The 26,326-nt window shown below is 53.8% G+C and carries 20 protein-coding genes, 1 tRNA gene, 3 rRNA genes and 1 other annotated feature; of the genes, 11 read left to right on the forward strand and 13 right to left on the reverse strand.

Annotated features, from left to right (window positions below):
- Positions 1-4: 4 nt before the first annotated feature.
- The 3 genes from OQV00_RS06065 to OQV00_RS06075 are packed head-to-tail and all read right to left on the reverse strand — an operon-like array spanning position 5 to position 2,224.
- Positions 5-487, reverse strand: coding sequence for an OmpA family protein (locus OQV00_RS06065; RefSeq protein ID WP_015585930.1), 483 nt, complete (start codon positions 485-487; stop codon positions 5-7).
- Between the two features lie 11 nt (positions 488-498).
- Positions 499-1,722: a diguanylate cyclase DgcN/YfiN gene (gene dgcN / locus OQV00_RS06070; RefSeq protein WP_104895855.1), complete on the reverse strand. Its 1,224-nt coding sequence runs from the start codon at positions 1,720-1,722 to the stop codon at positions 499-501.
- Positions 1,715-2,224: a regulatory sequestration protein YfiR gene (locus OQV00_RS06075; RefSeq protein WP_032718208.1), complete on the reverse strand. Its 510-nt coding sequence runs from the start codon at positions 2,222-2,224 to the stop codon at positions 1,715-1,717. The genes dgcN and OQV00_RS06075 overlap by 8 nt, the downstream gene beginning before the upstream one ends.
- 347 nt (positions 2,225-2,571) lie before the next feature.
- On the opposite strand from OQV00_RS06075, the gene aroF reads away from it, so the two are divergent.
- The 3 genes from aroF to OQV00_RS06090 all read left to right on the forward strand — a co-directional run bounded on the left by aroF (position 2,572) and on the right by OQV00_RS06090 (position 5,712).
- Positions 2,572-3,642 carry a 3-deoxy-7-phosphoheptulonate synthase AroF gene (aroF, locus tag OQV00_RS06080; RefSeq protein WP_004866527.1) on the forward strand — a complete coding sequence of 357 codons (1,071 nt, stop codon included), beginning with the start codon at positions 2,572-2,574 and terminating at the stop codon, positions 3,640-3,642.
- A 9-nt stretch (positions 3,643-3,651) separates the two neighbouring features.
- Entirely contained in the window at positions 3,652-4,773 is a 1,122-nt protein-coding gene (gene tyrA / locus OQV00_RS06085; RefSeq protein WP_004866523.1) for a bifunctional chorismate mutase/prephenate dehydrogenase, read from the forward strand.
- Between the two features lie 66 nt (positions 4,774-4,839).
- Complete coding sequence (locus tag OQV00_RS06090; protein WP_004866520.1) at positions 4,840-5,712, forward strand: SMP-30/gluconolactonase/LRE family protein; 873 nt, start codon at positions 4,840-4,842, stop codon at positions 5,710-5,712.
- Here the strand turns inward: OQV00_RS06090 and pheA are convergent.
- From pheA to bamD, 4 genes are all read right to left on the reverse strand, one after another.
- Positions 5,709-6,869 (reverse strand): bifunctional chorismate mutase/prephenate dehydratase, encoded by a 1,161-nt coding sequence (gene pheA, locus OQV00_RS06095; RefSeq protein WP_266280014.1) that lies wholly within the window; start codon positions 6,867-6,869, stop codon positions 5,709-5,711. The genes OQV00_RS06090 and pheA overlap by 4 nt on opposite strands.
- A 31-nt stretch (positions 6,870-6,900) precedes the next feature.
- Positions 6,901-7,025, reverse strand: a sequence feature (Phe leader region).
- Positions 6,977-7,024, reverse strand: coding sequence for a pheA operon leader peptide PheL (gene pheL / locus OQV00_RS06100; RefSeq protein WP_193312497.1), 48 nt, complete (start codon positions 7,022-7,024; stop codon positions 6,977-6,979). It overlaps the preceding feature by 48 nt.
- A gap of 106 nt (positions 7,026-7,131) precedes the next feature.
- A complete protein-coding gene (raiA, locus tag OQV00_RS06105) occupies positions 7,132-7,467 on the reverse strand; it encodes a ribosome-associated translation inhibitor RaiA (protein WP_004866516.1) in 336 nt (111 codons plus the stop codon).
- Between the two features lie 269 nt (positions 7,468-7,736).
- Entirely contained in the window at positions 7,737-8,474 is a 738-nt protein-coding gene (gene bamD / locus OQV00_RS06110; protein ID WP_004866513.1) for an outer membrane protein assembly factor BamD, read from the reverse strand.
- A 131-nt stretch (positions 8,475-8,605) separates the two neighbouring features.
- On the opposite strand from bamD, the gene rluD reads away from it, so the two are divergent.
- From rluD to rrf, 7 genes are all read left to right on the forward strand, one after another.
- A complete protein-coding gene (gene rluD, locus OQV00_RS06115) occupies positions 8,606-9,586 on the forward strand; it encodes a 23S rRNA pseudouridine(1911/1915/1917) synthase RluD (RefSeq protein WP_004866507.1) in 981 nt (326 codons plus the stop codon).
- Positions 9,583-10,314, forward strand: coding sequence for a purine nucleoside phosphorylase YfiH (gene yfiH, locus OQV00_RS06120; RefSeq protein WP_088402229.1), 732 nt, complete (start codon positions 9,583-9,585; stop codon positions 10,312-10,314). Before rluD ends, yfiH begins: the two co-directional genes overlap by 4 nt.
- Positions 10,315-10,442: 128 nt before the next feature.
- Positions 10,443-13,016, forward strand: a complete 2,574-nt coding sequence (clpB, locus tag OQV00_RS06125) for an ATP-dependent chaperone ClpB (protein ID WP_015585933.1) — start codon at positions 10,443-10,445, stop codon at positions 13,014-13,016.
- A gap of 450 nt (positions 13,017-13,466) precedes the next feature.
- Positions 13,467-15,005 (forward strand): 16S ribosomal RNA (locus OQV00_RS06130).
- An 85-nt stretch (positions 15,006-15,090) separates the two neighbouring features.
- A tRNA-Glu gene (locus OQV00_RS06135) sits at positions 15,091-15,166 on the forward strand.
- 218 nt (positions 15,167-15,384) lie between these two features.
- Positions 15,385-18,287: ribosomal RNA gene (locus tag OQV00_RS06140) — 23S ribosomal RNA — on the forward strand.
- Between the two features lie 93 nt (positions 18,288-18,380).
- Positions 18,381-18,496: ribosomal RNA gene (gene rrf, locus OQV00_RS06145) — 5S ribosomal RNA — on the forward strand.
- The 16S, 23S and 5S rRNA genes sit together here with 1 tRNA gene alongside, the layout of an rRNA operon.
- A gap of 19 nt (positions 18,497-18,515) precedes the next feature.
- Here rrf and OQV00_RS06150 read toward each other — a convergent pair.
- Positions 18,516-18,674: a hypothetical protein gene (locus tag OQV00_RS06150; RefSeq protein ID WP_266280017.1), complete on the reverse strand. Its 159-nt coding sequence runs from the start codon at positions 18,672-18,674 to the stop codon at positions 18,516-18,518.
- A gap of 532 nt (positions 18,675-19,206) precedes the next feature.
- Here OQV00_RS06150 and OQV00_RS06155 point away from each other — a divergent pair.
- Complete coding sequence (locus OQV00_RS06155) at positions 19,207-20,505, forward strand: MFS transporter (protein WP_004866498.1); 1,299 nt, start codon at positions 19,207-19,209, stop codon at positions 20,503-20,505.
- A gap of 2 nt (positions 20,506-20,507) precedes the next feature.
- Here the strand turns inward: OQV00_RS06155 and OQV00_RS06160 are convergent, their stop codons facing one another.
- The 5 genes from OQV00_RS06160 to trxC form a co-directional block, all read right to left on the reverse strand.
- Positions 20,508-20,831, reverse strand: a complete 324-nt coding sequence (locus tag OQV00_RS06160) for a YfiM family lipoprotein (protein ID WP_004866495.1) — start codon at positions 20,829-20,831, stop codon at positions 20,508-20,510.
- A gap of 41 nt (positions 20,832-20,872) precedes the next feature.
- A complete protein-coding gene (pssA, locus tag OQV00_RS06165; protein ID WP_032718074.1) occupies positions 20,873-22,228 on the reverse strand; it encodes a CDP-diacylglycerol--serine O-phosphatidyltransferase in 1,356 nt (451 codons plus the stop codon).
- Between the two features lie 114 nt (positions 22,229-22,342).
- Positions 22,343-25,000, reverse strand: coding sequence for a bifunctional acetate--CoA ligase family protein/GNAT family N-acetyltransferase (locus OQV00_RS06170; RefSeq protein WP_015583688.1), 2,658 nt, complete (start codon positions 24,998-25,000; stop codon positions 22,343-22,345).
- Between the two features lie 35 nt (positions 25,001-25,035).
- The gene (tapT, locus tag OQV00_RS06175) at positions 25,036-25,734 is read right to left on the reverse strand and encodes a tRNA-uridine aminocarboxypropyltransferase (RefSeq protein WP_004866485.1); all 699 of its coding nucleotides are present in this window, start codon (positions 25,732-25,734) and stop codon (positions 25,036-25,038) included.
- A gap of 70 nt (positions 25,735-25,804) precedes the next feature.
- Positions 25,805-26,230, reverse strand: a complete 426-nt coding sequence (gene trxC, locus OQV00_RS06180; RefSeq protein WP_004866483.1) for a thioredoxin TrxC — start codon at positions 26,228-26,230, stop codon at positions 25,805-25,807.
- Positions 26,231-26,326 lie beyond the last annotated feature (96 nt).

The following is a 26,326-nucleotide window of genomic DNA, read 5'->3' on the forward strand; positions in this document are numbered from 1 at the left end:
GTGCCTACGGCGTGCTGATGACCACCGTAACGCGACGGTTTTCAGCACGCCCTTTCGCCGTATCGTTGCTGGCGATAGGATATTTTTTCCCTAACCCGCGGGTCGTTAAATTGCTACGCGGGATATTGGCCCCCTTCGCCCAGTCATCCGCGACGATGTTGGCGCGTTTAAGCGACAGCATTTCGTTATAGCCGTCTTCACCGTAGTTATCGGTGTGTCCGTCTAACCGGGCGTGCGTAATCCCGGTAGAAGCCAGACGAGAGGCCATTTTCTGGATTTGCGCCTGGCTATCGCTGCGCAGATGGTAGTCATTTTTATCAAACAGGATGCTGTCGGACAAACCCAGCGACCAGTCGCCATCACTTTCTGTAAAGCCGTAGGACTTCATGGCAGCAACCTGTTCCTGAGAGAATTTCCCTTGCGGGGCCTGACAGCCGGTGAGTAAAACTGCGGCCATCAGTGCGGGAGCAAAATATTTCCTGAGCATGGTTGTTCCTTTTATTTTTGTACTTGAGGAATACGCCGGTGTTTCATCCGATACATATGTTGATCGGCGAACTCCTGCAGGTTCTCCGCTGACGCATGTTCCCAGGCCAGCGCATAGCCAATGCTGAGCGACAGGGTCGCAGTATGGCCGTTATGCAGATTAAACGGTTCAAGAAACTGGCTGGATAACGATGTGCAGAGCGTCTTGACTTCCGCCTCTGAGTGTACGTCACGCAACAAGATCGCGAATTCGTCACCGCCTAAACGCCAGGCCTGATGGCGCTTGCTGACAAAATTCATCAGCCGGCTGGCGACTTCGATGAGGACCTTGTCTCCCGTCGCATGACCCCAGTTATCATTAATCAGCTTAAAATTATCGCCATCAAGAAAGAGCAATGCCGAACTGCGTCGGGCAGCCTCATCTTTCATTAATGTACTGATAACGTTGCGAAACGCAGCGCGATTGGCCAGTCCGGTGAGGGGATCATGTAACGAGGTGCGTAACAGCTGGGCATTTTTAGCCTGCAGCTGTTGCTGCCAGTCCTCCATTTCACCCAACAGGCTATTAAAGTCCTGGGCGAACAGATGGAACTCCTCGATACGCTCTTCAGGGACCCGACGGGAGAAGTGGCGGTTTTCCCGGATGTCATGTACCACCTCGGTAATGCTTTGTAAGGCGGTGACGATACCGTGGTGCAGAGAATGCGTCAGCAATAAGGCGATAAATGAGGCCAGCAGAATACTGCCGGTCAAAACAATAATAGATATGCCGAGGAAGTGGCTTATCAGGCTGTCCAGCGCCGTCAGCCGAAGTTCGCCGACGACCTTCCCCAGATGCAAGATTGGCTGGGTTGTGGGTTCAGGAAACAGCCATTTGCTGATGAGGCCGCTGAATTTCTCTTTCCGAACCAGGTCCGTATTACGCCAGACGGCGAAGTGATTTTGCTGGCTATCCAGCACCAGCGCTTCGGAAAACTGCCCCTGCCTGCCGAGCGTCGCCAGCGTCTCTTCTGCCGCAGCGCTGTCATCGAAAACCAGCGCGGCTTCAAGACTACGGCTCATCGTGGCGGCCGTCAGCGCCAGATTCTTCTGCGCATACTGTTTCAAGGTAAAGACTGACGCGGTACTCAGCAATAGCCAGACCAGGGTCATAGAGATCACTACGCTTATTACGCTGATGCGGCGTAGTGCGCGTTTAAAGGTGGGGCGCGGAGCCTGAGAGAAATCCTTATTCATGTGCGTTATTCCGGGCAAGCATCAGTACGTCTGGATTAACCCGCACACCGCTGTGTGTCAGGACATCCAGATTCACGGAGAATCTGACCCTTTTGTCATTTATGATCAGGCAAAAAGCACTGCCGATTGCACACTCGCTATTTTGTTCCGCAATGAGTAATAAGGGGCGTGATGGATATTCTGCCGTGAGCTTCGCCTGTTGAGAGGGCGACTCGCTGCCAAAATAAAATCCATCACAAACCGTATTCAACGCTTCTTCTGTATTACGCACAATGACCGGTTTGTACGGTAAAGCCTCAGGATGTTCCTGAGCCAGGCTGTAGGTATAACGCGAGGTAGAAAAAATACACAGCCTCGGTGGGCCAGATAACGCTGGCCAGCGGGTATAGGTGACAATACCCGAAACAATAGCCCGAACATTTTTAGGTGCGTCAGCGGCAAAAGCGGGGTAGCCCACGATAAATAACAAAAAAATAAAAAAAAGACGGTAGAACTCTTTCATTAACGGATCCGTCAGGTTCGTCGGGTGCATGAATTGCAGATCGCTGATGCCCGGGCGCAGGATACCATTGTTGGTGGGGAGCGTCATTAACCGCCCACTTTGCTTTGAGATAATTCTGACCAGGATTATTCGTAAACGAAGGTGGGGGAAAGGTGAGCGTCAGCAGGGGTAAACATGGTGTCGTACCAATAAGTTTACACTTATGGCGAAATAAAGGGCCATTTAATTTGCTGGTGTAAAGTAAAATTTACGGATTATGGATTGAAATCTTTACTTTGTGTGGTATCGTTACGTCACTCCTCACCGAGGAACCAACTATCGCAAACGAGCTACACAGGATCGCAATCATGCAAAAAGACGCGCTGAATAACGTACATATTACCGACGAACAGGTTCTGATCACGCCGGATCAGCTGAAAGCTGAATTCCCGCTGAGCCTCGAACAAGAAGCGCAAATCGCGCAGTCCCGTCAGACCATATCTGACATTATTGCCGGCCGCGATCCGCGTCTGCTGGTGGTGTGTGGACCTTGCTCGATCCACGATCCAGAGGCGGCAATTGAATACGCTCATCGTTTTAAAGCACTTGCCGAAGAGGTCAGCGATAGCCTCTACCTGGTCATGCGCGTCTATTTTGAAAAGCCTCGTACTACCGTGGGCTGGAAAGGGTTGATTAACGATCCGCATATGGATGGCTCGTTTGATGTTGAAGGCGGTCTGAAGATTGCGCGTCGCTTGCTGGTAGAGCTGGTTAACATGGGGTTACCGCTGGCAACGGAAGCGCTGGATCCAAACAGCCCGCAGTACCTCGGCGATCTGTTTAGCTGGTCTGCTATCGGCGCACGCACGACCGAATCCCAGACTCACCGTGAAATGGCGTCAGGTCTGTCAATGCCGGTTGGCTTTAAAAACGGTACCGACGGTAGCCTGTCGACGGCAATTAACGCGATGCGCGCCGCGGCGATGCCGCACCGTTTTGTCGGGATTAACCAGGCCGGCCAGGTTTGTCTGCTGCAAACCCAGGGCAATCCGAACGGCCACGTTATTCTGCGCGGCGGTAAAGCCCCTAACTACGGCCCGGAAGATGTCGAGAAGTGTGAAAAAGAGATGGCTCAGGCGGGACTGAAACCGTCACTGATGGTAGATTGCAGCCATGGGAATTCTAATAAAGACTACCGCCGCCAGCCTGCGGTTGCGGAATCCGTCGTCGCACAGATTAAAGATGGTAATCGTTCCATCATTGGCCTGATGATCGAAAGTAATATCCACGAAGGTAATCAGTCTTCTGAACAGCCGCGTTGTGATATGAAATACGGCGTGTCCGTCACCGATGCCTGCATCAGCTGGGAAACGACTGATGCCCTGCTGCGCGAACTGGATCAGGATCTGCGCGGTCATCTGGCGGCTCGTCTGGGGTAAGAGGATAGTATGGTTGCTGAACTGACCGCGTTACGCGATCAAATTGATGAAGTCGATAAGGCGCTGCTGGGGCTACTGGCGCGCCGCCTGGAGCTGGTTGCCGAAGTCGGAGAGGTCAAAAGCCAGTATGGGCTGCCGATTTACGTCCCGGAACGGGAAGCGGCGATGCTGGCTTCCCGACGGGAAGAGGCGTCGGCGCTGGGCGTTCCGCCCGATCTTATCGAGGACGTGCTGCGTCGCGTCATGCGCGAGTCATATTCCAGCGAGAATGATAAAGGCTTCAAAACGCTGTGTCCGAATCTGCGCCCGGTGGTGATTGTCGGCGGCGGTGGGCAGATGGGGCGTCTGTTTGAGAAAATGCTGACGCTTTCAGGCTACCAGGTACGTATCCTGGAGAAAGACGACTGGGCGCGGGCAGCGGACATTGTTGCTGATGCCGGAATGGTCATCGTTAGCGTGCCTATCCATGCGACGGTCGATACAATTGGTCAGCTGCCGCCGTTACCGGCGGACTGTATCCTGGTCGACCTGGCGTCGGTGAAAGCGGAACCTTTGCAGGCGATGCTGGCCGCGCACCGTGGTCCGGTACTGGGTCTGCACCCGATGTTCGGGCCGGACAGCGGCAGCCTGGCGAAGCAGGTGGTGGTTTACTGCGATGGTCGTCAGCCGGAGGCATATCAGTGGTTCCTTGAGCAAATTCAGGTCTGGGGCGCCCGCCTGCACCGTATCAGCGCCGTTGAACACGATCAGAATATGGCTTTTATTCAGGCGCTACGTCACTTTGCGACCTTTGCCTATGGCCTGCATCTGGCGGAAGAAAACGTTCGCCTCGAACAGCTGCTGGCGTTGTCATCCCCGATCTACCGCCTTGAGCTGGCGATGGTTGGCCGCCTGTTTGCGCAGGATCCGCAGCTGTATGCGGATATTATTATGTCATCGGAAAACAATCTGGCGCTGATTAAACGCTACTACCAGCGTTTTGGTGAAGCGATTGGCCTGCTGGAGCAGGGGGATAAACAGGCGTTTATCGACAGCTTCCGCAAAGTGGAGCACTGGTTTGGCGATTATGCCCAGCGCTTCCAGAGCGAAAGTCGGACGCTGCTGCGTCAGGCGAATGATAACCGGCAGTAACGGAAAACCGTATATAATCAAAGCCAGAGGGGAAACCCGCTGGCTTTTTTTATAGGGATGAAAACGATGGCTGAACCACAACCGCTGTTTGATTACGCAGGACATCTGCCGGAATGTCCGACCTGGAGTGACGCCGAGCAGGCGCTCTACTGGGCCGATATTCTGGAGTGCGAAATTCACCGTTACGACATCCGCAGCGGCGAACATCAGGTTCTGCAGTTTCCCGAAGAAGTGGGCTGCTTTGCCCTGCGCGAGAAAGGGGGCTTTATTGTGGCGCTACGCAGCGCTATCTGGCTTACCGATGCCCATGGTCTGTTGCGACGCAAAATTTGTGATAATCCGAGCAACCCGCAGCTGGCACGCTTTAACGATGGCGGCACCGATCGCGACGGGCGTTTTTATGCCGGTACATTCTGGGGGCCAGGAGATTATAACGGCGCGCTGCTGATGCGCATCAACCACGATCTCACTCCGCGGGTGATTCAGTGCGATATCCATGGCGCCAACGGTCTGGCCTTTAGCGCAGACAAGCGTTGGATGTACACCTCGGATACGCCAAACGCGGTTATTTACCGCACTCCGCTGGATGAACAGGGCGAACCCGGTAAACGCGAAGTCTTTCGGCGTTTTCAGCCTGGAGAGGGGATTCCAGACGGGGCGGCCGTGGATGAAGAGGGTTGCTACTGGAGCGCAATGTTTGATGGCTGGCGTGTTGCCCGTTTTTCACCGACCGGTGAACAGCTGGAAGAGCATCGATTACCGGTGCGCTGCCCGACAATGGTCTGTTTTGGCGGAGCGGATATGCGCACGTTATACATCACGACCACGCGCGAAAATATGTCTGCCGACGAAGTCCAGCAATATCCGCTTTCCGGCGCTATCTTCACCCTGCCGGTGACGGTGGCAGGGATGAAGAAACCCGTATTTACAGAGCGTTAGATAGGATCGACCGGCACGACGTTTTCGCCTGGGTAGCAACCCAGAACTTTCATGGAACGGGTAATCTCGGCCAGCTCTTTTAGTGCCTTACGCATAGGCATTGATTCCAGGTTGGCCTGGATATCCAGATAAAACATCTCTTCCCACGGGTTGCCGTGAATCGGACGAGATTCCAGCTTGGTCATGATCAGGTTGTGATTGCGCAACACCAGCAGCGCTTCAACCAGCGCACCGGCCTGTTGTCCGGTTGCCATGAGCAGCGTGGTTTTTGCCGGTACCTGTTCGGAAACATTCACCGCTTTACGTGCCAGCACCAGGAAACGGGTGATGTTTTGTGTCTGATTGGCCTGGCAATGTTCAAGAACCTGCAGGCCGTACAGCGCGCCACCGGCTTCGCTACCCAGCGCGGCGACGCCCGGTGAGTTTGCCTGAGCCACTTTTTCCATCGCTGCAGAGGTGCTTTCCGTGTATTCAATTTTCCAGTGCGGATAACGGCTCAGATACTGGCTGCACTGCTGGAACGGCTGCGGGTGGCTATATACGGTCTGAATGTGCTGCGGATCGGTTGACGCCGAGACCAGAACGCAGTGATCGATTGGGATCGTGAGCTCACCGACGATCGACAGGCTGGTATGCTGCAGCAGATCGTAGACATCATTGATGCCACCGGAGCTGGTATTTTCGATAGGAACGACCGCGTAGTCGGCCTGGCCGGTTTCCACCTGGTTAAAGATATCGGCAAATTTTGCGCAGCCGCTCTCGATGAACTGTTCGAAATGGCGCGCCGCGTACTGGCGGGCGGCCAGATGCGAATATGACCCTTTTGGTCCCAGGAAAGCCACGCGCGCTGAATGCGGATTGATTTTATTCAGATGCTGCTGCAGCAGGGTTTGCTGGGTGAGAACGGAATCCTCGATAATCAGCTGAAACAGGCGGGTGATGTAGTGGGCATCCAGATGGTGGCTTTTCCCCAGCGTTATCAGACGCTCCAGCAGATCGCGCTCGCGGTCGATATCACGAACCGGACGGTGTGATGTCAGCTTCGCTTTACCGACCTCTACAGCCAGTCCGCGGCGTTCTGCCAGCAGCGCGAGCAGTTTTTCATCCAGTGCGCTGATCTTATCGCGCAGAGCCAGTAACGGGTTTTCCTCGGTCATATGTGTTGCCTTTCTTGTTATTGATTTATCAATAAAAAAGGCCTCCCGTTTGGGAGGCCTTGTTGTTCGTCTTCGCATTCTTTATCACACGACGAATCGCCTCCCGTTCAGGGGAAGGTAAAAAAGAATGCGAAGAAGAACGCTAGTCGTTTCACGATGAATTCCTTGGCTCAGTTGAGATTACAGTACCCGTACTGTTTTCATCCTGTCAATAAAAAACGCGCCCGAAGGCGCGTGGCGTTACACAATATTAAGTTAAGGATTACTCTTCTTCTTCCACAAAGCCTGCCTCTTTCACCGATGTTGCGGCGCGGCGGGCTTCCCCTTTGTGTTGCACTTTATTCAGCTGCCGTTCCAGCTTGTTGATCAATTCGTTGATTGCGACGTACATATCTTCGCTTCTTCCGCTGGCGACCAGATGCCCGTTTGGCGTATTAATGGTTGCATCAGCGACAAAACCCTGCGGCTCCTTAGAGAGAATGATGTGCGGGTTGATTAAGTGGGTTTGCCATTTATCCAATTTGGCGAGACGGTCTGCGACATGCTGGCGAATTGCCGGAGTAATTTCCATTTGTTTACTGGTAATGTTCATTGTCATAAATTTTACCTCTTGTCTTTCCCGTCTTGGTGAACCCAGCATACCTCTCCCAATGTCAAGATGTGTGATCTGTATCACATTTTAATGTCACTTTTTGTCAACGAATTCATTTTGTGAGGCAGGGCAGGAACAGGTGAGATTTTTCTTGTCGGAAAGGGGAAAGGGAGTCATATTTGATAGGATGACTCGGCGCTAAAACGCTTCAGCTCTGGCGCCTGAGCAATAAAAAACGGCAGCTCATAGCTGCCGTTTTGCTTATCTGAAAACGATCAGGTGTTTTTACCGTTAGCGGCGATAATTTTCGCCACCTTGTCTGCCTGAGCGTTCATTTGCATCTGGCGGTAGGCGTTTTCCATTTTCGGTAGCGCATCGCGAGTCGCCTGGGTATCCGGGTAGCTGCGCAGCATACCATCGACACGGTTCACGACGGCAACCCATGCGCCGCGGTCGGTGTAGTAATCAACCACTGACAGTTCGTACTTCGCCAGGCGATCCTTCAGGAACACCATACGTTTGTAGGCGTCGGTCGCATACTGGCTGTTCGGGTAGCCGCGTACCAGTTTGGAGAAGTCGTTGAAGGCATCGCGAGCGTGCTGTGGGTCGCGGTCGGAGCGATCGACCCCGAAGAATCCTTGCAGCGCACTGTCATCCAACGCCATATTTGTCAGACCACGCATATAAATGACGTAATCAATGTTAGGATGCGTAGGGTTCAGACGAACGAAGCGGTCGATGGCTGCCTGAGCCAGCGGCAGATCGGCATTTTTGTAATACGCATAAATCAGGTCCAGCTGTACCTGTTGGGAATAAGGACCGAACGGGTAGCGGTTATCCAACGCTTCCAGTTGCGTTATTGCCTGTTTCCAGTTACCGTCCTGCAGCTTTTGCTGGGCGGTCGCGTAGATTTCATTCGGCGGATTATCAGGCACCTCTTCCTTTGAGCCGGAGCAACCCACCAAAGCCAGGCTCAGTGTGGCCGCTGCCACCAGGTATTTCATGCGCGTCATGACGTTTTGACTTCCTCAAAATGTTTATGCGGGAGAATCTCTGTTCCTGCTCCCGATTAAGACCAGCTACAATAGCACACTATATTAAACGGCAAAGCCGTAAAACCCAACGTTAAACGAAGAAGCTGTATATGGCACAACGAGTACAACTCACCGCAACGGTGTCCGAAAATCAACTCGGTCAACGCTTAGATCAGGCTTTGGCCGAAATGTTCCCGGATTATTCGCGTTCGCGCATAAAAGAATGGATCCTCGACCAGCGAGTGCTGGTAAACGGCGCTGTCAGCGACAAGCCGAAAGAAAAAGTTTTAGGGGGAGAGAGCGTCTCCATCGATGTTGAAATCGAAGAAGACGTGCGCTTCGAGCCGCAGGATATTCCGCTCAATATCGTCTACGAAGATGATGACATCCTCGTGATCAATAAACCGCGCGATCTGGTTGTTCACCCGGGCGCGGGCAATCCCGACGGTACTGTGCTGAATGCGCTGCTGCACTATTATCCGCCGATTGCCGACGTACCGCGCGCGGGTATTGTTCACCGTCTGGATAAAGATACGACCGGTCTGATGGTCGTAGCGAAAACCATCCCGGCGCAAACGCGTCTGGTGGAGTCGCTGCAGCTGCGTGAAATCACCCGTGAGTATGAGGCGGTGGCAATTGGTCACATGACATCGGGCGGGACGGTAGAAGAACCTATCAGCCGTCACCCGACGAAACGCACGCATATGGCGGTGCACCCGATGGGGAAACCGGCGGTAACGCATTACCGTATTATGGAGCACTTCCGTATTCACACGCGTCTGCGTCTGCGTCTGGAAACCGGCCGTACTCACCAGATTCGTGTGCATATGGCTCACATCACCCATCCGCTGGTGGGCGATCAGGTCTACGGCGGCCGTCCGCGTCCGCCGAAAGGTGCATCGGAAGCGTTTATCACCGCCCTGCGCAAGTTTGATCGTCAGGCACTGCACGCGACGATGTTACGTCTGTACCACCCGATCAGCGGCATCGAGATGGAATGGCATGCGCCGATTCCTCAGGATATGGTTGAGCTGATTGAGGCAATGCGTGCAGATTATGAAGATCACAAGGACGATATTGACTGGCTATGACTAAACTGATTGTACCGCAATGGCCTGTGCCGGAAGGCGTGGCGGCCTGTAGCTCCACGCGTATTGGCGGCGTCAGTCTGCCTCCGTACGATTCGCTCAATCTGGGCGCCCATTGCGGAGACAATCTGCAGCACGTGGAAGAAAACCGTCGGCGGATGTTTGCCGCAGGCGGGCTACCGTCCTTTCCGGTCTGGCTGGAGCAGGTTCATGGTACCGCGGTGCTCACGCTGGACGGCGGGCCATATGAGTCAAAACGGGCGGATGCGTCATACTGCAATACACCGGGCACGGTGTGTGCGGTGATGACGGCGGACTGCCTGCCGGTTCTTTTTTGTAATCGCGCAGGGACGGAAGTTGCCGCCGCTCATGCCGGCTGGCGCGGATTATGCGACGGTGTGCTGGAAGCTACGGTCGCATGTTTCGCCGATAAGCCGGAAAACATTCTGGCCTGGCTTGGCCCGGCGATCGGTCCCGAGGCTTTTGAAGTCGGTCCGGAAGTGCGGGATGCGTTTATAATCAAGGACGGGAAAGCGGAAGACGCTTTCCGCCCCGTCGGCGAAAAATATTTTGCTGATATCTATCGGCTGGCTCGTCAGCGCTTAGCCAATATCGGCGTGACGCAGATCTTCGGTGGCGATCGCTGTACGCTAAGCGAAAAGGATGATTTTTTCTCTTATCGTCGCGATAAGATGACGGGTCGTATGGCGAGTTTTATCTGGTTGAGATAACCTGGCGAATCAAGACGGTCCAGAAGGCAAACTTATTTTTCGCATAGTTCAGGTCTTTAACCTTGAATAATTGAGGGATGACCTCATTTAATCTCCAGTAGCAAATTTGACCTGTTATGGGAGGAGTTATGCGTCTGGATCGTCTTACCAATAAATTCCAGCTTGCTCTTGCCGATGCCCAGTCGCTTGCACTCGGGCACGACAACCAATTCATCGAACCTCTTCATTTAATGAGCGCCTTGCTGAATCAGGAAGGGGGATCGGTACGTCCTTTATTAACTTCTGCGGGCATTAACGCCGGAGAGTTAAGCACCAGTATTACTCAGGCGCTGAGCCGTTTACCACAGGTGGAAGGCACCGGTGGTGACGTACAGCCGTCCCAGGATTTGGTGCGTATTCTGAACCTTTGCGACAAGCTGGCGCAAAAGAGGAAGGACAATTTTATTTCGTCGGAACTCTTCGTTCTGGCGGCGCTTGAATCACGCGGTACGCTGACCGACCTTTTAAAATCCGCCGGAGCAACAACCGCCAACGTGACTCAGGCGATTGAACAAATGCGCGGAGGTGAAAGCGTGAACGATCAGGGTGCCGAAGACCAACGTCAGGCATTGAAGAAATTTACGGTCGATCTGACCGAACGGGCAGAACAAGGCAAACTGGATCCGGTCATTGGTCGTGACGAAGAGATTCGTCGTACGATCCAGGTTCTGCAGCGGCGGACTAAAAATAACCCGGTGCTGATTGGTGAGCCTGGCGTCGGTAAAACCGCCATTGTTGAAGGACTGGCACAGCGTATCGTCAACGGTGAAGTACCGGAAGGGCTGAAAGGTCGCCGGGTACTGGCGCTGGATATGGGGGCGCTGGTGGCCGGGGCGAAATATCGCGGCGAGTTCGAAGAGCGCCTGAAAGGGGTGCTGAACGATCTGGCGAAACAGGAAGGCAACGTCATTCTGTTTATTGACGAGCTGCACACCATGGTCGGGGCGGGGAAAGCGGACGGCGCGATGGATGCCGGTAATATGCTCAAACCTGCTTTGGCGCGCGGAGAGTTGCACTGCGTCGGCGCAACGACGCTCGATGAGTATCGTCAGTATATTGAAAAAGATGCTGCGCTGGAGCGTCGTTTCCAGAAAGTGTTTGTGGCTGAGCCAAGCGTTGAAGATACCATCGCGATCCTGCGTGGTCTGAAAGAGCGTTATGAGCTGCACCACCATGTACAGATCACTGACCCGGCGATCGTCGCAGCGGCAACCTTGTCGCATCGTTATATTGCTGACCGGCAGCTGCCGGATAAAGCTATCGACCTGATCGATGAAGCGGCATCCAGCATTCGTATGCAGATTGACTCGAAGCCGGAGGAGCTCGACCGACTCGACAGACGTATTATTCAGCTCAAGCTGGAACAGCAGGCGCTGAAGAAAGAAGCCGATGAGGCCAGTCTGAAACGTCTGGATATGTTGAATGAAGAGCTGGCAGATAAAGAACGTCAGTATTCCGTATTAGAAGAAGAGTGGAAGGCGGAGAAAGCCTCTCTTTCCGGTACGCAGACAATTAAAGCCGAACTGGAGCAGGCTAAAATTGCGATTGAGCAGGCGCGTCGCGTCGGCGATCTCGCGCGGATGTCCGAGTTACAGTACGGCAAAATCCCGGAGCTGGAAAAACAGCTGGCAGCGGCTACGCAGTCTGAAGGTAAAACGATGCGTCTGTTGCGTAATAAAGTGACGGATGCGGAAATTGCGGAAGTGCTGGCGCGCTGGACCGGTATTCCGGTCGCGCGAATGATGGAAGGCGAGCGTGAAAAACTGCTGCGTATGGAGCAGGAACTGCATAGCCGGGTGATTGGTCAGAACGAAGCGGTTGAAGCCGTATCCAATGCGATCCGTCGTAGCCGGGCCGGGCTGTCCGATCCTAACCGTCCAATCGGGTCGTTCCTGTTCCTTGGACCAACCGGTGTCGGTAAAACGGAGCTGTGCAAAACGCTGGCGAACTTTATGTTTGATAGCGATGATGCCATGGTGCGTATCGATATGTCTGAGTTTATGGAGAAACACTCCGTATCGCGTCTGGTCGGTGCGCCTCCGGGATATGTCGGTTATGAAGAGGGCGGGTACCTGACGGAAGCGGTACGTCGTCGTCCTTACTCTGTCATCCTGCTGGATGAAGTAGAAAAGGCTCATCCGGATGTGTTTAACATCCTGTTGCAGGTGCTGGATGACGGTCGTCTGACCGATGGGCAGGGGAGAACGGTCGATTTCCGTAATACGGTTGTGATTATGACCTCTAACCTTGGTTCAGATCTGATTCAGGAGCGTTTCGGCGAGCTGGATTACAGTCATATGAAAGATCTGATTCTGGGTGTGGTCAGTCAAAACTTCCGCCCGGAATTCATCAACCGTATCGATGAAGTCGTGGTCTTCCACCCGCTTGGTGAAAAACACATTGCTTCTATTGCTCAGATTCAGCTGCAGCGTCTGTACAAACGTCTGGAAGAACGTGGCTACGAAGTTCACATGTCCGATGAGGCGCTGAAGTTGCTGAGTGCGAATGGTTATGATCCGGTGTATGGCGCTCGTCCGTTAAAACGCGCTATCCAGCAGCAGATCGAAAACCCGCTGGCACAGCAAATTCTTTCCGGCGAGCTGATCCCCGGTAAAGAAGTTCAGCTGGTGGTGAAAGATGACCATATAGTGGCAGTGCAGTAAATCACAAAACGACAAAAACGGGCCCTCTGGGCTCGTTTTTGTTTAAAAACCAGGCAAGAATTAAAGTCCGGATGCGGTATTGTTTAATAAGTGAGCGAACGGAACATTTATTTGAATTTAGACTTGCCACATCAGAATTACCCCCTATAATGCGCCTCCACTGACACGGAACAACGGCTTACAGGCCGCCGGGTTAGCGGGGTTCAGCGATGAACGCCGGCAGAGAAAAGCAAAAATAAATGCTTGACTCTGAATGAGGAAAACGTATTATACGGGACCTCGCGACAGAGCGCTCAGCGCCGTCGCACTGCTCTTTAACAATTTATCAGACAATCTGTGTGGGCACTCAAAGTGACATGGATTCTTAACGTCCTCGGACGAAAAATGAATACCAAGTCTCTGAGTGAACACGTAATTCATTACGAAGTTTAATTCACGAGCATCAAACTTAAATTGAAGAGTTTGATCATGGCTCAGATTGAACGCTGGCGGCAGGCCTAACACATGCAAGTCGAGCGGTAGCACAGAGAGCTTGCTCTCGGGTGACGAGCGGCGGACGGGTGAGTAATGTCTGGGAAACTGCCTGATGGAGGGGGATAACTACTGGAAACGGTAGCTAATACCGCATAACGTCGCAAGACCAAAGTGGGGGACCTTCGGGCCTCATGCCATCAGATGTGCCCAGATGGGATTAGCTAGTAGGTGGGGTAATGGCTCACCTAGGCGACGATCCCTAGCTGGTCTGAGAGGATGACCAGCCACACTGGAACTGAGACACGGTCCAGACTCCTACGGGAGGCAGCAGTGGGGAATATTGCACAATGGGCGCAAGCCTGATGCAGCCATGCCGCGTGTATGAAGAAGGCCTTCGGGTTGTAAAGTACTTTCAGCGAGGAGGAAGGCGTTAAGGTTAATAACCTTGGCGATTGACGTTACTCGCAGAAGAAGCACCGGCTAACTCCGTGCCAGCAGCCGCGGTAATACGGAGGGTGCAAGCGTTAATCGGAATTACTGGGCGTAAAGCGCACGCAGGCGGTCTGTTAAGTCAGATGTGAAATCCCCGGGCTCAACCTGGGAACTGCATTTGAAACTGGCAGGCTTGAGTCTTGTAGAGGGGGTAGAATTCCAGGTGTAGCGGTGAAATGCGTAGAGATCTGGAGGAATACCGGTGGCGAAGGCGGCCCCCTGGACAAAGACTGACGCTCAGGTGCGAAAGCGTGGGGAGCAAACAGGATTAGATACCCTGGTAGTCCACGCTGTAAACGATGTCGACTTGGAGGTTGTTCCCTTGAGGAGTGGCTTCCGGAGCTAACGCGTTAAGTCGACCGCCTGGGGAGTACGGCCGCAAGGTTAAAACTCAAATGAATTGACGGGGGCCCGCACAAGCGGTGGAGCATGTGGTTTAATTCGATGCAACGCGAAGAACCTTACCTACTCTTGACATCCAGAGAACTTAGCAGAGATGCTTTGGTGCCTTCGGGAACTCTGAGACAGGTGCTGCATGGCTGTCGTCAGCTCGTGTTGTGAAATGTTGGGTTAAGTCCCGCAACGAGCGCAACCCTTATCCTTTGTTGCCAGCGATTCGGTCGGGAACTCAAAGGAGACTGCCAGTGATAAACTGGAGGAAGGTGGGGATGACGTCAAGTCATCATGGCCCTTACGAGTAGGGCTACACACGTGCTACAATGGCATATACAAAGAGAAGCGACCTCGCGAGAGCAAGCGGACCTCATAAAGTATGTCGTAGTCCGGATTGGAGTCTGCAACTCGACTCCATGAAGTCGGAATCGCTAGTAATCGTAGATCAGAATGCTACGGTGAATACGTTCCCGGGCCTTGTACACACCGCCCGTCACACCATGGGAGTGGGTTGCAAAAGAAGTAGGTAGCTTAACCTTCGGGAGGGCGCTTACCACTTTGTGATTCATGACTGGGGTGAAGTCGTAACAAGGTAACCGTAGGGGAACCTGCGGTTGGATCACCTCCTTACCTGAAAGAACCTGCCTTTGTAGTGCTCACACAGATTGTCTGATGAAAAGTAAATAGCAAGGCGTCTTGCGATTGAGACTTCAGTGTCCCCTTCGTCTAGAGGCCCAGGACACCGCCCTTTCACGGCGGTAACAGGGGTTCGAATCCCCTAGGGGACGCCACTTGCTGGTTCGTGAGTGAAAGTCGCCGACCTCCATATCTCAAAACTGATTCTCAGGAATCACGTTTGAGATATTTGCTCTTTAAAAATCTGGATCAAGCTGAAAATTGAAACGACACACTGTTTCCTTTCTCCGTAATAAGAGAGGAAAAGCGGTGTGTTCGAGTCTCTCAAATTTTCGCAACGTGGACTGTTTTACGAAACAGTTTCGGGTTGTGAGGTTAAGCGACTAAGCGTACACGGTGGATGCCCTGGCAGTCAGAGGCGATGAAGGACGTGCTAATCTGCGATAAGCGTCGGTAAGGTGATATGAACCGTTATAACCGGCGATTTCCGAATGGGGAAACCCAGTGTGATTCGTCACACTATCGTTAAGTGAATACATAGCTTAACGAAGCGAACCGGGGAACTGAAACATCTAAGTACCCCGAGGAAAAGAAATCAACCGAGATTCCCCCAGTAGCGGCGAGCGAACGGGGAGGAGCCCAGAGTCTGAATCAGCGCGTGTGTTAGTGGAACGGTCTGGAAAGTCCGGCGGTACAGGGTGATAGCCCCGTACACTAAAATGCACACGTTGTGAACTCGAAGAGTAGGGCGGGACACGTGGTATCCTGTCTGAATATGGGGGGACCATCCTCCAAGGCTAAATACTCCTGACTGACCGATAGTGAACCAGTACCGTGAGGGAAAGGCGAAAAGAACCCCGGCGAGGGGAGTGAAAAAGAACCTGAAACCGTGTACGTACAAGCAGTGGGAGCCTACTTGTTAGGTGACTGCGTACCTTTTGTATAATGGGTCAGCGACTTATATTCTGTAGCAAGGTTAACCGTATAGGGGAGCCGCAGGGAAACCGAGTCTTAACTGGGCGTTAAGTTGCAGGGTATAGACCCGAAACCCGGTGATCTAGCCATGGGCAGGTTGAAGGTTGGGTAACACTAACTGGAGGACCGAACCGACTAATGTTGAAAAATTAGCGGATGACTTGTGGCTGGGGGTGAAAGGCCAATCAAACCGGGAGATAGCTGGTTCTCCCCGAAAGCTATTTAGGTAGCGCCTCGTGAACTCATCTTCGGGGGTAGAGCACTGTTTCGGCTAGGGGGTCATCCCGACTTACCAACCCGATGCAAACTACGAATACCGAAGAATGTTATCACGGGAGACACACGGCGGGTGCTAACGTCCGTCGTGAAGAGGGAAACAACCCAGACCGCCAGCTAAGGTCCCAAAGTCATGGTTAAGTGGGAAACGATGTGGGAAGGCACAGACAGCCAGGATGTTGGCTTAGAAGCAGCCATCATTTAAAGAAAGCGTAATAGCTCACTGGTCGAGTCGGCCTGCGCGGAAGATGTAACGGGGCTAAACCATGCACCGAAGCTGCGGCAGCGACACTATGTGTTGTTGGGTAGGGGAGCGTTCTGTAAGCCGTTGAAGGTGGCCTGTGAGGGTTGCTGGAGGTATCAGAAGTGCGAATGCTGACATAAGTAACGATAAAGCGGGTGAAAAGCCCGCTCGCCGGAAGACCAAGGGTTCCTGTCCAACGTTAATCGGGGCAGGGTGAGTCGACCCCTAAGGCGAGGCCGAAAGGCGTAGTCGATGGGAAACAGGTTAATATTCCTGTACTCGGTGTTACTGCGAAGGGGGACGGAGAAGGCTATGTTAGCCGGGCGACGGTTGTCCCGGTTTAAGCATGTAGGCGGGAAGTTTAGGTAAATCCGGACTTCTTTTAACGCTGAGGTGTGATGACGAGGCACTACGGTGCTGAAGTAACAAATGCCCTGCTTCCAGGAAAAGCCTCTAAGCATCAGGTAACAACGAATCGTACCCCAAACCGACACAGGTGGTCAGGTAGAGAATACCAAGGCGCTTGAGAGAACTCGGGTGAAGGAACTAGGCAAAATGGTGCCGTAACTTCGGGAGAAGGCACGCTGATGGTAGGTGAAGCGACTTGCTCGTGGAGCTGAAATCAGTCGAAGATACCAGCTGGCTGCAACTGTTTATTAAAAACACAGCACTGTGCAAACACGAAAGTGGACGTATACGGTGTGACGCCTGCCCGGTGCCGGAAGGTTAATTGATGGGGTTATCCGTAAGGAGAAGCTCTTGATCGAAGCCCCGGTAAACGGCGGCCGTAACTATAACGGTCCTAAGGTAGCGAAATTCCTTGTCGGGTAAGTTCCGACCTGCACGAATGGCGTAATGATGGCCAGGCTGTCTCCACCCGAGACTCAGTGAAATTGAACTCGCTGTGAAGATGCAGTGTACCCGCGGCAAGACGGAAAGACCCCGTGAACCTTTACTATAGCTTGACACTGAACATTGAGCCTTGATGTGTAGGATAGGTGGGAGGCTTTGAAGCGTGGACGCCAGTCTGCGTGGAGCCAACCTTGAAATACCACCCTTTAATGTTTGATGTTCTAACGTAGACCCGTGAACCGGGTTGCGGACAGTGTCTGGTGGGTAGTTTGACTGGGGCGGTCTCCTCCCAAAGAGTAACGGAGGAGCACGAAGGTTAGCTAATCCTGGTCGGACATCAGGAGGTTAGTGCAATGGCATAAGCTAGCTTGACTGCGAGCGTGACGGCGCGAGCAGGTGCGAAAGCAGGTCATAGTGATCCGGTGGTTCTGAATGGAAGGGCCATCGCTCAACGGATAAAAGGTACTCCGGGGATAACAGGCTGATACCGCCCAAGAGTTCATATCGACGGCGGTGTTTGGCACCTCGATGTCGGCTCATCACATCCTGGGGCTGAAGTAGGTCCCAAGGGTATGGCTGTTCGCCATTTAAAGTGGTACGCGAGCTGGGTTTAGAACGTCGTGAGACAGTTCGGTCCCTATCTGCCGTGGGCGCTGGAGAATTGAGGGGGCTGCTCCTAGTACGAGAGGACCGGAGTGGACGCATCACTGGTGTTCGGGTTGTCATGCCAATGGCATTGCCCGGTAGCTAAATGCGGAAAAGATAAGTGCTGAAAGCATCTAAGCACGAAACTTGCCCCGAGATGAGTTCTCCCTGACCCTTTAAGGGTCCTGAAGGAACGTTGAAGACGACGACGTTGATAGGTCGGGTGTGTAAGCGTAGCGATACGTTGAGCTAACCGATACTAATGAACCGTGAGGCTTAACCTTACAACGCCGAAGCTGTTTTGGCGAAGAGACGAAATGTTCAGCTTGATTACAGATTAAATCATCACGCAGAAATGCGGGGTGAAACAGAATTTGCCTGGCGGCGATAGCGCGGTGGTCCCACCTGACCCCATGCCGAACTCAGAAGTGAAACGCCGTAGCGCCGATGGTAGTGTGGGGTCTCCCCATGTGAGAGTAGGGAACTGCCAGGCATCAAATAGAACAAAAGGCTCAGTCGAAAGACTGGGCCTTTTGTTTTATCTGTTGTTTGTCGGAGAGTGACTCTTTGAGCAGGACAAATTCGCCGGAAGCGGATTTGAACGTTGCGAAGCAACGGCCCGAAGGGTGGCGGGCAGGAAAGCCCGCCATAAACGGCCAGGCATCAAACACGCGAAGAAACCTCATGCGAAAGCATGGGGTTTTTTTGTTTGCCTGCTGTTTGCCGGGAAACGCTCACCGGGGCAGGACAAAATTGTCGGGAACAATGTTGAACGCCGCTAACGGCGGCTCCGCAGGGGTGAGTATCCGGATGATACGATACTCAGTCGGGAACAATGTTGCACAGCACGGCGTGCTGCCGGGCATACAACGGCCAGGCATCAAATCAGTCAGAAGCCCGTCCTCACGGACGGGCTTTTTGCGTTTTTGTCCCGATACAAAGCGTTCGGACTGCTAAGCAGCAATCTATCTGTTTGTTCAGACAACATAAAAGCCTGCCGTAGCCCCCTCATCACCATATTTCACTTTATCCCCGTTCAGGCTTTAGCGTTAATCCCGAAAACCACGCGACGAAAAAAAATGTGAGTTTAATCACATATAAATAAATAACAATTATATAACATTTGGTTTACTAATTGATTTGTCTCAGTGACGTGGCACGCCCGATAAGACAGATTGCAGTCTTTGCTGGAGCAGGATGACAATGGCAGAAAGCAGTATTAATGAACGGGGAACGCTGGAGCAAAGCGATACCCGCCGCCGCATATGGGCGATTGTAGGCGCATCTTCGGGGAATCTGGTTGAATGGTTTGATTTTTATGTCTATTCATTCTGCTCTCTCTATTTTGCACATATCTTTTTCCCTTCCGGAAACACCACCACTCAGTTACTACAAACTGCCGGGGTTTTTGCCGCCGGGTTCCTGATGCGCCCGATTGGCGGCTGGCTGTTTGGTCGTATTGCCGATCGCCGCGGACGTAAAGCCTCTATGCTCATTTCCGTATGCATGATGTGCATGGGCTCGCTGGTGATTGCCTGTCTGCCCGGCTATGCAACGATTGGCACATGGGCGCCGGCATTATTACTTCTGGCGCGCCTGTTTCAGGGGATATCCGTCGGGGGGGAGTACGGTACCAGTGCAACCTATATGAGTGAGGTTGCCGTAGAAGGCAAGAAAGGCTTCTACGCATCATTCCAGTACGTGACGCTCATCGGTGGTCAGCTTCTGGCGGTGCTTGTGGTGGTGGCCCTACAGCAAATTCTTAGCGATGAGCAGCTGCACGCCTGGGGATGGCGGATACCGTTTGCGCTTGGGGCGGTACTTGCTGTAGTGGCCCTGTGGCTACGTCGCCAGCTGGATGAAACATCTAAGCAGGAGACGCGGGCATTAAAAGAAGCCGGCTCGTTCAAGGGGTTATGGCGCAATCGGAAAGCATTTCTGATGGTCCTGGGTTTCACCGCCGCCGGGTCGTTAAGCTTTTATACCTTCACGACCTATATGCAGAAATACCTGGTCAATACGGCGGGCATGAGCGCCGGTACAGCCAGTGTGATTATGACTGCGGCACTGTTTGTCTATATGCTGGCCCAACCGTTATTTGGCGCGCTATCGGACAAAATAGGTCGCCGGACATCAATGCTCTGTTTTGGCTCATTAGCGACGCTCTTTACCGTGCCGATCCTGAGTGCGCTGCAGGGCGTAACCTCACCCTACGCCGCATTTGGATTGGTTATCTGCGCGTTGATGATCGTGAGTTTCTATACCTCGATCAGCGGTATTCTGAAGGCGGAGATGTTCCCGGCTCAGGTACGCGCCCTGGGCGTTGGCCTGTCGTATGCGGTGGCAAATGCTCTGTTTGGCGGCTCGGCTGAATATGTCGCCCTGTCGCTAAAATCGGTCGGCGTTGAGCATGTCTTTTACTGGTACGTTACCGTGATGAGCGCGATTGCGTTTCTGGTCTCTCTGATGCTGCATCGTAAGGGCAAGGGATTACGACTTTAGGTCTACTGGTGCGCCAGCTGCCACACGGCATAACCCGTCGTGGCGCCGGCCACATCCCACGCGAAATCCTTCCAGCTCCAGCCGCTTCCTGCCGGACGGCTGTCCCAGAGTTCTTTCGAAGCCCCCAGACTGACGGAAAACATCAGGCCAATGGCCGCGCTTCGATCGCGACTGTAGCCCTGATGCTGGGCATATTCGTTACCGGCCGCCGAGAGCATTGCCGAGGCCAGAAAATGCTGGGCCTTATCCTGACCGCTCCATGAATCATGTGCCATATGGCTACAGCCGGTGAGCAGCAACGGGGTCATAATGATAAAAGTGCGCATACACATTCCAGAAAAAAGCCCCGGCGATACGGGGCAGATATTCAGAGAATACGGCTGATCAAGCGGTCGATACGGATGCGTCTCAGGCGGCGAATCAGTTTGCGTACCTTGACCGGGTAATCCGCAATGCTTTGCAGATCGCGATAGTGTTTAACGACCGTCGTGTGCTGACGAATCAGATGCAGCTCTTTTTCACGCATCGCGCCGAGCTGATGCTGCGGATCGTGAATCAGAATCGCATTTTCCAGATCCAGGCGCCAGGCGCGCGGATTGAGGTTATTACCGGTGAGCAGCATCCACTCATCATCAACCCACATTCCCTTAAGGTGATAGCTGTTGTCGTCATCTTTCCACAGACGAACAATCAACTGGTCAGTATTAACATAATACTGCAGTCGGCTGAGGAAGCGGCGGAGGTTGATTTCATACAGATAGGGGAGTGCGCCGATAATCTTAAACGGCTGATCTTCAGGAATATAGAAGTCATTCGCTGTTTTATCGCCAACGATAATCTCTACCTGCTTCCCGCTACGCAGTAGCTGAATGATGTTACGCACCAGAAGAGCCGGAAGGTTGAAATAGGGCGTACAAATCGTCAGCTTACGCTCAGCGCAGGGCATCAGGTGGAAGATGGTTTTATTCAGCAGGCTCGATTTGCCCAGGCCGACCAGCGGCGTGACCGACAGCCGATCGTCATCCGCATTGCCAGAGAAATGATAGCCGCTGTCACGCAGTTCCTGGCGGTACTGGCGGATATCGTTTTTGATTTCCGGGCTTTTCGGGCGATCGGCGCTGTCGAGACGGTTTACGCCGCGGCCTTCAACCAGATTGTGTTCGACCCAATCGAACATCACATCGGCCATTTTGCCATTGCGAATACACTGATAGCGGTCGTAACGATACTTATCATGCTGATGCAGATAGACATCGTTCAGGCTTGCGCCGCTGTACAGGACGCAATCATCGATAATAAAACCTTTGAAGTGCAGCACGCCGAGGGCTTCCCGGGTATTGACCGGCACGCCATAAACCGGGACATCGACGCCGGGGTTTTCCTGCGCCATGCGGCAGTACCAGTCGGCATTCGTGTTCGCTGCCGCTGCGCCAATACGTCCACGCTGGGCGCGATGCCAGTCAACCAGAACGCGAACATCTAGCTCCGGACGCTGACGCTTGGCATCGTAAAGTGCCTGCAGAATTCCTTTGCCGCCATCATCCTGCTCCAGATAGAGCGCAACAATACAAATACGCTGGGTGGCGTGGGCTATCTTTGCCAGTAACGCTTGCCGAAAATCCGCAGGAGCGTAAAAGAACTCGATATCATCAACTGACTGAGAAAGCTTAGGGAGTTGGGCAAGGTGTTGTTGATGTTTATTACGCTTAAATTTTGACAACATCACAGTGCGTTTCTTCTCTGTTTATTGAAGGGTCTTCTGTACCATGCAGACGACGTAAGCGGGCAATAATAACATTACTGTTCGCGAATGTGGTCAACAATTGCGGTCGCCAGTTTATGATTGTTGTGGTGCCAGTTGCAGGGACAAACTCACAATCCCGTCCTCCAGCTGAATATCAACCGCGAACCCCAGCTTCCTGGCAAGGCCGATCATGCCTCTGTTATTGGGCATGGTGATGCCATTTAGCCGCTGCAGACCGTGGCTTTGGGTGTAGGCAATCAGCTTTTCCAGCAGCCGCCGGCCTAAACCTAACCCCTTCAGATCGGAACGAACCAGTACGGCAAATTCCGCATCAATGTTATCAGGATCGGAGATGGCTCGCGTTACGCCCAGGATCTCATTGCCTTCGGCGCTGGTGCGTACGGCAACAAACGCCATTTCTCGATCGTAGTCGATCTGCGTCATATTGGCTAAGTCATCGTGAGTAAATTCATTGATTTCGCTGAAATAACGATAGTACAGATCTTCTTTCGTTACCTGACCGATAAAGGCCAGAAGCAGCGGCTCATCTTCCGGCAGGATCGGGCGAAACAGACAGCGCTCGCCATTTTTCATCACCACCCACTCTTCCTGCTGCTGCGGATAAGGGCGGATGGCCAGCCGGCTTTCGCTGTCGCCGCTAAACGGCGCAAGGGCCAGCGTGACGTCAAGCGCGGTGAACTCGTTACCCGAAGCGAGCAGCGGGTGAATATCCAGCCGCTGGATCTCCGGACAATCGACGATGAGATTCGATACCTGGACCAGAAGTTGGCTCAGGCCAGACACATCCAGCGGGCGCAGCGCGCTGCGGCCACGGATCTTCTTACTTTTGATCGCCTGGATCACCAGGTATCGGGCCAGATTCATATTTAACGGCGGGAGGGCGACGGCGGCCTGATCTTCCGCACGCCATTCGACGCCACCTTCGCCCAGCATAATCAGCGGGCCGAACACCGGATCGTGCTCAACGACGACCCGCAGCTCCTGCGCGCCGGCGCGGTTGGCCATACTTTGTACCAGCAGACCGTGAATACGTGCCTGGGGCCAGGCCATTTTCACGCGGTCGAAAATAGCATCCGCCGCCTGCTGCACTTCCGTGGCGGTACGCAAATAGAGCATCACGCCCTGAACTTCCGATTTGTGCGGAATATCCGGCGAGCGCAGTTTCAGCGCCACCGGGTAGCCAATTTGTTCGGCGATGTGCACCGCTTCGGCGCTGTCGGCGGCAATCCATGTCGGTAAGGTGTGGATCCCGTAAGCGTGCAATACCGGGCTCACTTCATGGGTGTCTAACGAACGGGCGCCTTCGCGAATCGCTTGCTGCAACAACATATGGGCTTCTGCGCTATTGGCGGTCACCGTATCCGACAGAACCGGCGTCTCCCGGAGCTGTTTTTGGTTACGTCGGTACTCCACCATATGCATAAAAGCGGTAATGGTTCCTTCCGGCGTGCGGTAGGTTGGCAAGCCAGCATCGCTGAACAGGCGGCGGGCTTCCTGAGAAGAGTATTCACCACACCAGTTCGTTAGTACCGTGACATATTTACCGCGCGGATGTTGTTTCAGCGCGTCGATCAGGGCGAGGGCGCTTTCGGTTCCCGGGGCGGCGGCGCTGGGGGAATGAATCACCAACAGGGCGTCGTAATCCTGGCTATCCAGCAGAACGTTCAGCGCCTTGAGATAGTGTTCGCTGCTGGCATCGTCACGGAGATCCAGCGGGTTAGCGATGCCGATACCGCCCGGCAGCGCCTGGCGTAGTTTTTCACAGGTCTCTTCGCCGAGAGTAGCAAGCTTGCCGTTTCGTAGCCACAGTTCATCCAGCGCCAGCGCCGCAGGAGCGGCACCGTTGCTGATGATCATCAGTTTCTCACCGCGCAGCGGGCGCATATGGCTGAGGGTTTCAACCGCCGAGAAGAGCTCATGAGTATCCTGCACGCGCAGTAAGCCCGCTCGCTGAATCGCGGCGTCCCAGGCCGGATCCATACCCGAATTGACGTGGAGCAGCTTTTGCGCGGCTGGACTGCGGCCGCTTTTGATCACCAGGATCGGTTTATTACGCGATGCACTGCGCGCCGCGGACACGAAGCGTCGGGCGTCACTCAGGTGTTCAAGGTAGAGCAGAATGGCGCTGGTTTTACTGTCGCGGGCAAGGAAGTCGAGGAGGTCGTCGACATCAATATCCAGGCTATCCCCAAGCGCAATAAAGTAAGAGAAGCCCATTTCGCGCTGCTGCGCCCAGTCAAGAATGGTATTGGAAACCGCTGCGGACTGGGAGATAAACGCCAGCTTGCCGCGATGAATCGGTACCGGCGAAAAGCTGGCATTCAGCCCCTGCCAGGGCGCAAGCAGGCCCAGACTGTTGGGGCCAAGCAGACGCATTTGATAGCGTGCGGCGCATTCGAGCAGCACGGGATATTGTTCCGGCGGGGAGGAGAGAATAATGCAGGTCTTGCACCCCTTTTGCCCCAGCGCGTCCAGCAGCTCGGGGTTTCGCCGGGCGTTGGTACAAAGCACGGCCAGGTCCGGGGTGAATGGCAGGCTGTCGATGGTTGGCCAGGCCAGTACGCCCAGAACGGCCTTCCAGGCCGGGGTGACGGGCAGGACCGGGCCGTTGAATCCCCCGGCCAGCAGGTTACGCATCATCAGATAACCGGCGCGCTGTGGTTTCATTGATGCGCCAATAACGGCGATCGACTTCGGCCGCAGCAGTGCTTCCAGGCCTCGTTGGCTCATACCGGTCTCCTTTGATCCCCAGTGACCGAATGATTTTAAACGCTTTCTGCCATTTGTGCTGTGATGCTGCCCTTATGCTGCGTTTTTCCCGCCAGATAGCGGGTACGGAACAGACTAAAATGATCGCCAAGTGCGCGGGCGGCTTTCCGATCGTCGGCAAGATCCAGCAGCGCAATGGCCACTTCCGCGGTGCAATACTGCCCCTCGGCATGCGCTTCTCTCAGGTGATAGGCCGAAATACGTGACAGATCGACAGAGATGACCGGCAGCGCGTCAAGATACGGGCTTTTACGAAACATTTTGCGCGCTTCCGTCCAGGTTCCGTCAAGCATGATAAACAGCGGCGGTTTCCCCGCCGGCGGGGCGCTCAGCACCTGGCGTTCCGCCCCGGCGTAAGAGGCCGGGAAGACCACCATTGGCTGGTAATCCGGGTTGGCGACCAGATCGAGTAACGCCTGCGGCGGCTCGGTTCGTGACCATTGAAAGGCTTCCGTATCCGGCAGAATGTCGGCAATAAGACGCCCGGTATTGCTTGGCTTCATCGGCTCGGTATCGAACATCACCAGGCAGAAACGACTGGCGGCCGTTGTTGGCGCCAGGGTTGCGCACAGGCACTGCTTCAGCGGTAACAGACAGCGTTGGCAGCGATGGACCCGGTTACCGCGCGCGAGAAAAGGCCGGGTCGCGCGAGCGAGACGTTCGGCGCGAAGGCGAAGGACGGCGTTATCAATCATAAAGTGTCGCTAAGAAAAAACGACATTGTCGCAGAGGTGAAAAAGGGGCACAAGCTGTGCCCCGGTAGGTTTACTGCGCGTTGGCTTCATTAAGCCAGCTGTCGAACGGCGCTTTTGGTACCGCGCCGTTAAGCATGTCGATGACTTCGCCCTTTTTAAAGATCATAATGGTCGGAATACTGCGGATGCGGAAACGCGCGCTCAGCTCGCGTTCAGCTTCGGTGTTCACTTTTACGAAGCGCATCTGGCCGCTGCGTTCTTCCGCGACGTCTTCAAAGATCGGCGCAAAATTACGGCAAGGACCGCACCATGGCGCCCAGAAATCGACTACAACGGGCAGATCGTCCTTCAGTAGTTTATCCAGCGTTGCCCCGGTCGCGTTGATGACGTCGCCGTCAAAAAGATCGTGGCCGCAGCGTCCGCATTTAGCGCCATCGGCACTACGATCGTCGGGGATGCGGTTCAGAGCCTGACAACTGGCACAAACGGTATTCATAACTAACCTCTGGTTATGGGTTGCAACGTGGCACGTGGCCGATTTGTTTCTTTAATGTTACATATTATCGATTAGCAGCGATTAAACAACAATGCG

The organism is Klebsiella sp. DY2415 (genome assembly GCF_026314315.1).
Lineage (GTDB): Bacteria > Pseudomonadota > Gammaproteobacteria > Enterobacterales > Enterobacteriaceae > Klebsiella > Klebsiella ornithinolytica.